This is a genomic window from Dysgonomonas termitidis (genome assembly GCF_054657735.1).
Map to the genome: position 1 here is coordinate 3,765,788 of NZ_BAAHYD010000002.1, position 12,032 is coordinate 3,777,819.

Sequence of the window (12,032 nt, forward strand, 5' to 3'; positions counted from 1 at the left end):
GTTTATTAATTCGTATTAACGGGCAGGTATGGAAACTTCTTTTACCTCTGTATAATTATAGCGGTTTGTTGCATCAAACGTAACGGAAGTGCGTACCCCGAATCTGATAAAATATTTTCGTGCATAGTCCGGGAAAGACTTTGATGCCGACGAAGTATTTATTGTAAAAGTAGTTCCGTTAGGTCCTAAAATTTCAGATGCTCCCACCCCCATTTTGGCGGGATCGCATTTAACCGAATAATTAGGACTATAGCTGAAATCTCCCACATAGTCGGTCTCGCTAATAAACAGCCATCCTTCAACCAAAGGTTTCTGATATGTCGCGTTATTAGATCCGTATGTAACTTTTACCTTGACGGTTACAGTTCTGTCCGCATTTACAACCGGTTCGCCATCCCATTCTATACGAAGGATAGGTTCCACCTCATACGTTTTTTCCACTGTACCGCTAATGGTCATTTTTTCTTCAGGTAGCGGGACGAATGCACCGGATGGTGTAATCCCATATTCACCTTTGAATACCTTGGTATTATTGAATGTACCATCCATTTTACAGTTAAAGTCATACGGTTGCGGTGTATCGCTCCAGCTATACTCCATCATCCTGATGCGCACACCGGTATTCCCAATAGCTGTCTGGAAAGGCTTATTTGTTCCTTTTTCGACAAACTTACCTCTGAATGTCTCTTTAGGCTCGGGATAATTGTCATCAGCGCACGATGCCATTCCCAAGAACATCAATAGAGACAAAGCAATATATATTATAGTATTTCTCATATCATCAATATTTTTGTTATTAATAACCTGGATTTTGCTTACAGTTCGGATTTTTAGTTATCTCACCTGTAGGTATTTGCTGATAATAATTCTTAGTATCAAAATTAAAAATATAGTTATTTCCGGCTTTTGATTCCATGAATCTTGAATCCAGAAAATATTTTTCAGCATCGGTGGAATAAAAGGCATATAAAACTCTGTAGCGCCTGTTGGTTTGTTCATCATATATGACTCTCCAACGTTTCAAATCCCAATAAGTTTTATGTTCGAAAGCAAGCTCTTTTCGTCTTTCTGTCCGTACAACATTAATATCACTTAACGTAGCGGAGCTTGCCAGCAAAGTCGCACCTGCACGTCTTCTTATAAGATTGATACAACGAAATGCTTCTTCGCGATAGCTCTCTCCTGTGGACGCTGTACTTACACCTGCGAGAAATAGCTCGTTAGCAGCTTCTGCCCTGTTAAGCAATACTTCCGCATAGCGGATTTCAATCCAACTCTGGCTCGACTTATTGCCATTATTATCTGTTTGGTTCGGATTCAAATATTTGCGAAGATAGAAACCACTGATATTTCCAAAATCCCATCCCGATACAATACCGCTTTCTCCTGCTCTCTTCATCTTACTCACACCATCTTTCAGCAAGATAGCATTAGCAGCCTGATTATTGAAAGAGAAATCGCTGGAAAGCTTCAGATTACTTGATTCTCCATATACTACGTTATAATCGGTGACACTTCCCTCGGGCATAAGCCGGCCAATACCTGTTCCTACAGTCCCTGTCCAGATTCCGCGACGTAAATCTATCATCTTACCCATGAACTGATCCATAGGGAGTATTACTGTTCCTCTCAGACGGGGTTCACAATTTGCGAAAGCGTCAAGCGGTGAATTATACAGTACATACTTACCGTTGGCATCCAGATTTTTCAATTTTCCATTAGTATCCTTATCTATACCGTCAAACATTTCAACAAAGTCTAAAGTCGGGCAAATTTCCGAATTATTACCTCCCGAAGATGTCTGCATCGGTTGTGTCGAGTCATCGAAACCATGCACCGATTCCGGATTTTTATAATACCTCACAAATATATTCTCCTTCGTATCTTTAAGGAATATATTAGTAAAATTAGTTGCTTGCGCAGTCTTATTTCCATCAACCCATTCTGCTTCATACAGGCCATAGGCCGTTGTTTCATCAAGTATTTTACTGGCTTCGTAAGCAGCTTTGAAATAATCATTTGCACGGGCAGACGGTATCCCGCATATTCTGACGCCATTATATACTTCACTGATAGTATTATACTTGGCTATAGATCCTGCATGAAGCATTGTGCGTGATTTGAATGCAGCGGCTACATATCTGTTTGCACGTCCTTTCTGATTCGTTTTAGGCAAATTATTTATTGCATAATCCAGATCAGACGCAATAAGATCCCATATGGCCTCTTCCGAATCGCGGAAAAGCTTAGTACCCTCAACATCGACACTCGCCGGATAATCGATTACATGATCCACCTTAGGCACACCTCCATAACGCTTAACAAGTGAATAGTATAGGAATGCTCTTATAAAGTAAGCCTCAGCCAGATAAGTATTATAGTTGGCCTGGGTATGTGCCGAAGCGTATTTGGGCAGAGTCTCTATAAATAAGTTCGCATCACGGATTGCCGAATAAGCATTATCCCAATAGCTTGCATGTTCGCCTTCTGCCCCTTTAGTATCACGTCCCAGAGCTTCACCGGTCAGGCACGATTGTTGCTTATATTTTGTATCAGTATTATTGAACAGGCCGCTTTTTTCATAATTGTACCGGAAATCTTCCATAGGAAGCGTGCTATACATCCGGGCAATATAACTCATCGTACCCTCTGTAGTACCGAATATATCCGGGTCCCCGATTATATTCTTAGGCGGGATATCCAAATCTGTACATGCCATGAAAAGGCCCAGACAAAGTAATAAAATATATTTTATTTGTTTCATAATATTAAATGTTTAGAATTTTACATTCATACCTACTGTTACAGTTTTGTTGAGCGGGTAACTATATCCATAATCACCTAATCCTCCCTTACTCTCGTCAGGATTTGTAAAAAATTCAGGATCGATATACTTTAATTTTGTAAATGTCAGTAGATTATATGAACTAACATACACCCTTACATTCTGTATATTCAAAGTTGAAAGCCATTTCTTCGGAAGTGTATATCCTAATTCGATATTCTTTAGCCTTAAATATGCCCCATTTTGAATATTAAATTCAGAATTATAATTAGGGCTTGTACCTGTATAGGCATAATATCCGCTTATCCATTCTGTAGCAGGATCGTAAGGACTTGCTGCCGGGTCTGACGGACGCCAGCGATCCAAAAACTGAGTAAGAGCATTTGTGTCTGCCCACAAAGGTTGATATAAGAACTGTCTTGGAGCGACATAACGTTTACCTCCGCCTTGCCAAAGCATAGTAAGATCTATTCCTTTCCAGGATGCAGATATAGTGATTCCGTAATAGATAAGCGGTGTCATACCGTTCATCGCAAGCGGATATACATCCAGGTCATTTATTTGTCCGTCGCCATTCCAGTCCTGATATTGATAATCTCCCATAGTTGTACCACGGCCGATGTAAACAGGGTTATGATATATCTGATCCCAGCTGGTGATACGTCCGTCTCCTCCATATCCCCACCATATATTATTGTAGCGGTCGTTGTTATTTTGGCGCCAGTTCAGATATGAGTTGCCTCGCTTCGATTGTTCGTAATAAATTGTTTTCACACGGGTAAATGACATATTACCTTTCACCTGATACTCAAAATCACCTATTCTGTTGCGGTGGCTGAGTTCCAATTCAAAGCCTCTCGTAAGGTCACTGTTAAGATTTTCCTGCGGTTGAGCAGCACCGACTATCCCCGGAATCGATTGTGCCCGGGTTGCTAATAAACCTGTACGTTTTCTCTGAAAATACTCGGCAGTTAGTCCAAAAAGACCGTTCCACGCATCCATGTCCAGACCGACATTCAGCATATCGGATTTATACCAGGTAATGGCTGTATTCGCCAATCCCTTATTGTTGGAACTATTAACAAATGATCCATCGAAAACATAACCGGAAGGTAAACCTGCACTATTGCCGCCCGAAGATGGATAGTAATATCCGGTCAGGAAATTATAGTCATTTGTTGAAGCATCATCAAGCATTCTACCGTAAGATCCGCGTAATTTCAGATTATCAATGAATTTAAGCGGCGATTTCTTAAAGAACCCCTCTTCCGATATACGCCAAGCTGCCATAACCGCCGGAGTTGTTGCCCAACGGGAATTATCCGGAAATCTTGATGAAGATTCATGTCTTAACGTAAATTCGGCCAGATATTTCCCGGCAAAGTCATACTTAACACGGCCTACATAGGCATTATACGCGTAATCGTAAAGAGATGAAGCGGCTGTAGACTGATTGATCTGCATTTTGTCTGTTATACCGGTAAATAGTTGATCCAACGGCAATAGAAGCTGCCTGTTTCCATAAAAATTATCTCCTTCTCTATGTGTATTTTCATAGAGTGCCATTGCCGATACATTATGCTTGCCAAATTGCCTGTCAAAACCGAGCTGAACATTCCACAGGGTACCATCTTTACCATAAAAATAACGGGCTACCCTGTTAGGCGCATCACTCTGAGCATTCCATGTCTTGGCCGCGCCGCCCGAGTCGTAAAGTTTATAAGCTTTCATGAATTCTTTATTGTCATTCAATGTATAATCGTAGCTATACATACCTTTCACATACAAGCCTTTAACGAACGGCATATCATATCTTAGCGAAGCATTTGACTGGAACCATTTACTTTTGTATGAATTAGCACCTGTCATATCCTTGTTCATCATAGTTACCGGATTTTGCAGACCGCCATTGGTCGGTTGCCAGTATTGACCTTCCTCTTCATTGTAGTATACTTTATCCATCGGTTGCATAAGCCACATGCCACGTATTATATCACTGGAACCATATACTGACGATTGCCGCTCATCGAGTAATCCGGCCAGATTGAGGTCGAACCGGAGATTTTTTGTAATCTGAGAAGAAATATTACTACGAATAGTATATTTTTCATAATTAATAGCATTTGTCTTCAAGAAACTCTCCTGAGTCTGATATCCAATGCTTGCATAATAGTTCAAAGCTTCTGTTCCACCCGTAGCACTTAATGTATGCATAGTCTGAGGCGCACTGCTGCGAAGAACCTCTTTTTTCCAATCGGTGCTCTGCATTGTGCCATTGCGGTAAGCATCGATCTGCTCATCTGTATAAGGACGGTTGGGACCGTCTACATTGTGCATTGTGCGCTCGTTGAATAAGGTCATCCAGTCTACGGCATTTGCCAGATCCGGAAAGTTTGTAGGCATCTGCCAGGACATATTTCCTGAATAACTAAGGTTGACCTTCCCTTTTTCACCTCTTTTGGTTGTAACCAAAATCACGCCATTGGCCGAGTTGACACCGTAGATAGCGGCCGAAGCATCTTTAAGTACGGAAATACTCTCGATATCCTCTGCATCCAAACGCGCCATATTACCGCGCGGTACTCCATCGATAACTATCAGCGGGGTTCCCAGGCCCCTTATATCCATTGAGCCACTGAACTGGCCTGGTTCCGATGAATTCTGAACCACACGCAAGCCCGCGACTTTACCGGTAAGCATATTCTGCACACTTTCATTTTTGGTAGTGATAATCTCTTCATTTTTAATGGCAGAAACCGCACCTGTCAATGTAGCTTTCTTTTGTACGCCATATCCTACTACCACTACTTCGTCCATAATCCTGCTGTCTGCTACCAACACAATATTAAGGGAAGCGAGGGAGGTTTGATTCCCCACTTTTATTTCCTGCGTTACATATCCGATAGAAGATATTACCAATGTAGAATTTGGATTTACCTTTATCGAAAAACTCCCGTCTACATCAGTCGCTATACCATTGGTAGTACCTTTCTCTACCACGCTTGCTCCTATAATGGCCTCATTCGTCGCATCTTTTACAACACCTGAAACCTCTGTTTTGCTTTGCTGCGAATAAAGATTTGCAGAGGCCAGCAATAATGTGGCACACATACAAATTTTAAGCAGGCTAAATAGATTTAAGAAGTTAACTTTAAATTTCATACTTCATAGTTTTTAATGTGTTTGATAAATCAATAATAAGTAACAGATAGAATTTGATGATATAGTTTCGAATCATAATTTATCCTTGTTTTTTTTACTTACTCAAATAATAAACAGGTCTATGACCTTAATTTAAATTTCATTTTCACTTAAGCATTGCTAAGTCGCAGCATCAAACGAATCTTTCATTTTCATGGATTGTTTTTTAGTTAATATTATAGAATCATTTATTTAGTTCTGTGTTAGGTGTATCTGATAGCCTGATAGACATGCGGCCGCCTTTGACCACATCCGAGAAAGGCAGTTGAACCGTATTGTGCGGCTTTCCATTCACATCTATAGACCGTATGTAAATATTATCTTTGGTATTATTCAGTGTTTCTATCACAAACTCCTTACCCGGATAATAATCCTTGTTGAGCCTTATTGTGATCTTATCGAATAACGGGCTCCCAATCTGGAATGCAGGGTTTATCTCGGTCAGGCCTTTTACATCGAAAAGTCCTATTGCCGCCATTACATACCATGCACCCAATTGCCCCTGATCTTCATCCTGTCCGTAACCGTATCCGTGTATGCCTTCTACTCCGTAGAATTCGTTACAGATAGCCCTCACCCATTTTTGAGACAGATACGGTTTCCCTGAAAAGTTGAACAACCATGAGATATGCAGATTCGGCTGATTGCCATGATTATAGTATGTATGCAAACCTGCGAATGCATCTATAGTCTCTCCTCCACCAAATATATTCTTTTGTGATATCTGGAATGTGCTGTCGAGACGTACATTAAAATCATCAGCCCCTATCAGTTTTATAAGTTCATCTATTTGATGAGGTACATAGTATGTGTACTGGATTGCATTACCCTCCTGAAATCCTATCCATGGTGCAAACGGATCGAAGTCTTTTATAAATTCGCCCTTGTCGTCGCGCGGACGTATCAGTTTTGTCTCAGGATCAAAGAGAGTTTTCCAGCCCTCCGATAACTTCGATAAAAGTTTATAATCATCCTCTTTATTCAAATGCTTTGCCATCTGAGCCACAGCAAAACTACTGAATGAATATTCCATTGTATGCGATGCTCCGAAACCCGAACCTTCGGGAGTAGTACGCATAGACAGGCCGGTTGTATAAGGTGAGTAACCCCTGTTTACGAACTGCTCCACATCCAGCTTACCTGCTCCTGCCAAACGGTCTTTTCCATCTACTTCATTCTTCAGGGCCGCCTCGTATGCAGTATTCACATCAAAGTCGCGGATACCGCAATTATAAGCTGCCGCAATAGCCAGACTGGTAAAATTAGTTCCTACACCCGATACATATTTGCTACAGGCAATACCATCGCCCAGCCACCCGGCATCTTTATAAACAAGAAGCTGGCTTTGTATCCAGTCCGAATAATATTCGGGATAAGCAACCGCCCACAATTGAGTAAGATTCCAGAATGCGCCCCAAATAGCATCCGTATTATAATGATTATGAACCGGTTTTCCTTTTTCATTCAGTGGTATCTGCCCTACCCCGCCATCATTCTTCGGATAAGCTCCGTTTACATCGCTTGCCAGTCCCCGGCCAAGCAGCGCATGATACAAACCTGTATAGAATTTCACACGATCGTTATATTCCCCGCCTTCCACTTCTATGCGGCCAAGATATTCTTCCCATGTATCCGTCGCATTTTTATGAGCTTTGTCGAAACTCATATTTTTAGCTTCGTTTTCCATATTCAGGCGTGCATTTTCAACAGATGTATAAGATAATCCTATCTTTACATTTACAGCCTCCTGCTCTTTGGTCTTGAATTTGAAATAAAGTCCGGCTCCGACACCTGTCTGAGTCTTCGAATCGGGATATACGGTATCTTTCACAAACGAGCCGAACGCGGTCGGTTTCTTATCCAGTTCGGCACTGAAATACATAGACACAGTAGCGCCTTTTTGATATATATTTACATAGACCGGTGTGGTAGTAACCCATCCTTCTATACGTCCGTCGTCGGTATATGTCACCGAAGCTTCTTTCACATAACCGCTTTCTCCCTGACGGTTACCGATATCGAATATCAGGTTAGCGTCCTCAGATGCAGGGAACGTATAACGGTGAAAGCCCACACGCTTTGTAGCCGTTAGTTCGGCTTTCACATTGTAGTCTTTGAGTAATACGGAATAGTATCCCGGAGAAGCGGATTCATCTTTTTTGTCGAAAGATGAGCGATAACCGCTCTCAACACTATCCAATGCTCCCGGAACAGTTTGCAGTTTGCCGACTGTAGGTGCTATAACAACGCCACCAATCTGGAACTCATGAAAATTAGCAAAACCCTCGATGGAAGTATGCCTTGCATCGTAACCGACAGCCTGCCATCCACCCGTATTTCCCAGATGCCCGTCTGTAGACGGGGCAAGTTTAGCCATACCGAACGGAACGGCAGCCGGTGTATAGAAGAACCAGCGTGAGTGCGCAGTACCGATGCCCGGATCGACATAATCCGACAAGAGAGGCTTTTTCTCGCAAGACGCTATTATACAAGAAAATGCAAGTACTGTGATTGGAATAATTCGTTTTATCATATTATAAAATTGTTTTTCGGTTTATTTTTACTGATAACTTTTAAAGTTATGCATTCATGAGGCTTAAGCCAGAAAGAAGAATCATCGAACTCACCCGTTTTTTGCTGGTTGTGGTCGCAGAAGTACACTTCATCAGCCTGCATTCTGCCCCAGATAAACGAAGAATGTACACTCTGGTCATTGAGGTTCAGTAACCGGATAATATAGCCTTTGCCATCATCGGAAGGCTTTATTGTAGAAACTGAAATCTGATTCTTACCTTTAAGCCTGAAAAGATTATCTATTCCGGCAGGTTTTTCAGAAACAACCGCAATCATTTTTTGCGCCTGTTCCGTACCTTGCTTTTTCAGTTGTTGATCGAACGGATCGAAAAACTCCAGTGAGTAGCGGAATGTCACGATACCTTCCTGAGAGGCTTTGTAATTCGTCCTCCATGAGTTATTCATCACCCACGAATATATCTTCGGAGAAATCAAAGCCGAAGACCACCAGCCAAGCCCGCCTCCTTCCTTACGCCATACATCGCTGGTCATCTCTCCCAGTTCTACGAAAGGAGCATCCGTTGTTGTCAGGTAGATACCATGGCTAAGATTGCTTGCACTGATGCCATTCTGTATCGAATAGTAATTTTTATTCACTCCTGCCAACTGGTCACGCTCGGGATGCATATCCCCCATTGCCAGATCCATTTTGATATCTGCATGGGCTATATTGAAAGGGAAAATAAAGCGGACATTTTCCGGCTTATAAATATTTTCTTTATCTATAGTGTTCAGGATATCTACGCGTCCCAACTGTTTATAGACCGTAATATCCCTCCATAACGAACGGCAACCCGGCGCATCCGACTCTACACGTAAGGTCGCCGCAACTTCGCCATCGTCCAGTACAATAATGCGTTTGATGTTCTCTACCCATTGGGGGTCCGAAGCAAAGCGCCCGGTATAGATATAATCATTCAAGCCCCGTTCGGATGCGTAATTATATTCCTCACCAACCTTTGTAAAAGAAGAAATCGTACCTTTCACCTTGTTTATTTCCACCTTTACAATGCCGTTATCCAGTATATTATCATTTATCATTGTGGATACATTCGACTTCTTTCTCTTATCATCAGTGATCTTATAAGCCACGGAGGAAAGGGCCGGAATGTCTTTTGCCATAAATATCCACCTGCCGTCATGCAATTTCTGTAAAGGAATGATCTCTCCTGATGGGCTTTCCAATACTTTACCGGTCAGGTCATTATCGTTATCAATCGTCACTATATCAGTTCTTTTCCACAGATTCGTATTGAATACATGTATATAGCCGCCTTTGTCGGATTTCATTTCTGAAAAGACATCGGTATAGAGTTTTCTCGACTGCATATCTGCATTATCCGCATATAATTTCTTTCCTGCCCACAGTTTTTTTGTAAATTCCGATTCAGGTTCAGGTCCACTGGCCGAGGCCCCCCAGGTATGCTCCGAAAACAAGACGACATTCTTCCATGCTTCCAGAAAATCGTTTGCGGGAAACGGCTTCGGATTAAACATACTCCATAGTATTTCCGTCTGGTTCAGACGCTCCGAGCTTTCCCGGTTCATTGCCAGTTCCCTGGCAGTAGAAGCTGCCCCGTCTTCCCATGTCGGGGTTATATCGCCACCGTAAACCGGAATCTCATCACCATATTGTTTTTCAAATTCTGTAAAAAGCTCTTTGGTAGTACCTATATAGAACTTAGGAGAATCGTATTTTTCATTCCACTCCTTTATTACATCCGGCATCCACTGATCGGGCGGCCCGTTATCTCCGTTTACCGTATAGCGCAGATAAGTAGTAGCATACGGATATTCCTTCGATTCCAAATCGGTAAGGTATTCCCATATAGGAGTGACTCCACAGGCCGAAAGTCTGTTTATCAACCAGCCATGAAACCATGAATATCCCCTGCCGGTCTGCCAAAACAGCACTTTTTCCTTACCAGACTGAGACAGCCAGTAAAACGGTTTATCACCCCACTTCACATGCAGGTGTGCAGCCCTGTCGTTACCAACCTTTCCATAGAAAGGCACATAGTTGGGTCCTGATGAATAGTATTTCACACCATTCTGAGCCATTGCCGTAACCATCCCCCACGATTGCCCGGGAACATCGCTCATCATCGCCGTATTGAATTCCACTCCCGTCAACCCGGAAATACGATGCGCATCATCGAACATGTGCATCAGTTCCTCCTGCTTGCAAATTCCGGTGAGTATGCTGCCCAAAGATGCATCGACGCCAATAATACCGTCTTTGATAGCCTGAATCATCTTATCACCTTTTTCCGTTCCTTTGTAATGATCGAGATATCCCATCAAAGCCCATGTAGCCTCCGAATTCCATTTGAACCGTGACCCCTCGGGATTATCGGCCGTACGCTCCGCCAGTTCCAGCGCCCGCTCAAAATTACGCCATTGCAGTTTCATTACATCATCCTGCGCATGTGTATAACCTATGTCCAAATGCGAATGAGGTAAGAAATACAGTTTCCACCTGCGGGCTCCCAAAACAGTATAACTATCGGCTAAATTGCCCTGTCTGCTGCGAAGATTCACCGATACTTCGGCGCTCTCCTCCATATAGCCTGCCGGAAACCGTCCCTCAATTACAGTTGTTCCTGTCGCGGATGGTTTGATGTTCTCCGTCCATTTCCGTCCGTTTATATCGAAATCGAGTTGACCTCCACAAAACAGGGGCGCATCAAACTTCAATGTATATTCACGGGTCGGCCCTTTATCCGTTTTCAAATATCCTTGTGAAGCAACTAAAGACATCTTGCTTAATGGGGCAAGTTTTGAGATCTGTTTGTTTTCCTTCCGGTAGAATCTTATCTCACTCAGTCCGTAATAATTTACATTCTGCTGCATGTCAGCAGCTTCCCTGATTATATATTTGTCTTCAGGGTCGTAATAATTACCGTTTCCATCAGCATCGGCTGTAAAACATATATATTTCGCCTTAATCCCTCCTGTATCAAATGTGAAATTCGCAGGCTCGGGATTCTGTCCTTTCGATTCATTTATAATATGGTAGTCCAGTCCATTGTTTTTCAAGAGTTTCCACGTCTTCCCATCAGCGGAGTATTCCATATATACTTTCTTCAAGCCCCTGCGTGTATGCTGGCTTTGGTTGTCATTCCATATTCTTATTAAATCGACATGTGCAGGATCTGAGTTTTTTCCTATCTCACACATAAACCAGACAATGCCCTCTCTGGTAAATCCATTAGCTCTCACCTTATGTGTAGAAGCCTGAGATGTCCACATTGTGTGCCCAAGATTATGCGCTATATGCATATCCCCGCTCATTCCCTCACCATTAACGGCCATCATAGCTGTCGCCCCCGGTAATTCGCTGCTTGCCGTTGCCTGAATCTGATCGGATGGAATCTGAGTATATACTTTTGTGCTTTGGGCGTATATCCCGACAGAGTTCACTAAGATTAAAAGAGAAAAGAATCCTTTTCTTATCATCCTCATATTTTTA

Annotated in this window: 5 protein-coding genes; all 5 read right to left on the reverse strand. The window is 42.4% G+C overall.

What is annotated here, in order from left to right:
* Positions 1-15 precede the first annotated feature (15 nt).
* The 5 genes from ACYQ3L_RS19780 to ACYQ3L_RS19800 all read right to left on the reverse strand — a co-directional run bounded on the left by ACYQ3L_RS19780 (position 16) and on the right by ACYQ3L_RS19800 (position 12,025).
* The gene (locus ACYQ3L_RS19780) at positions 16-777 is read right to left on the reverse strand and encodes a DUF3823 domain-containing protein (RefSeq protein WP_380000095.1); all 762 of its coding nucleotides are present in this window, start codon (positions 775-777) and stop codon (positions 16-18) included.
* A gap of 19 nt (positions 778-796) precedes the next feature.
* Positions 797-2,764 (reverse strand): RagB/SusD family nutrient uptake outer membrane protein, encoded by a 1,968-nt coding sequence (locus tag ACYQ3L_RS19785; protein ID WP_380000092.1) that lies wholly within the window; start codon positions 2,762-2,764, stop codon positions 797-799.
* A 12-nt stretch (positions 2,765-2,776) separates the two neighbouring features.
* Positions 2,777-5,947 carry a SusC/RagA family TonB-linked outer membrane protein gene (locus ACYQ3L_RS19790; protein WP_380000090.1) on the reverse strand — a complete coding sequence of 1,057 codons (3,171 nt, stop codon included), beginning with the start codon at positions 5,945-5,947 and terminating at the stop codon, positions 2,777-2,779.
* 223 nt (positions 5,948-6,170) lie between these two features.
* Entirely contained in the window at positions 6,171-8,519 is a 2,349-nt protein-coding gene (locus ACYQ3L_RS19795) for a GH92 family glycosyl hydrolase (protein WP_380000088.1), read from the reverse strand.
* Entirely contained in the window at positions 8,516-12,025 is a 3,510-nt protein-coding gene (locus ACYQ3L_RS19800) for a glycoside hydrolase family 38 N-terminal domain-containing protein (protein ID WP_380000086.1), read from the reverse strand. The genes ACYQ3L_RS19795 and ACYQ3L_RS19800 overlap by 4 nt, the downstream gene beginning before the upstream one ends.
* Between the last annotated feature and the right edge of the window lie 7 nt (positions 12,026-12,032).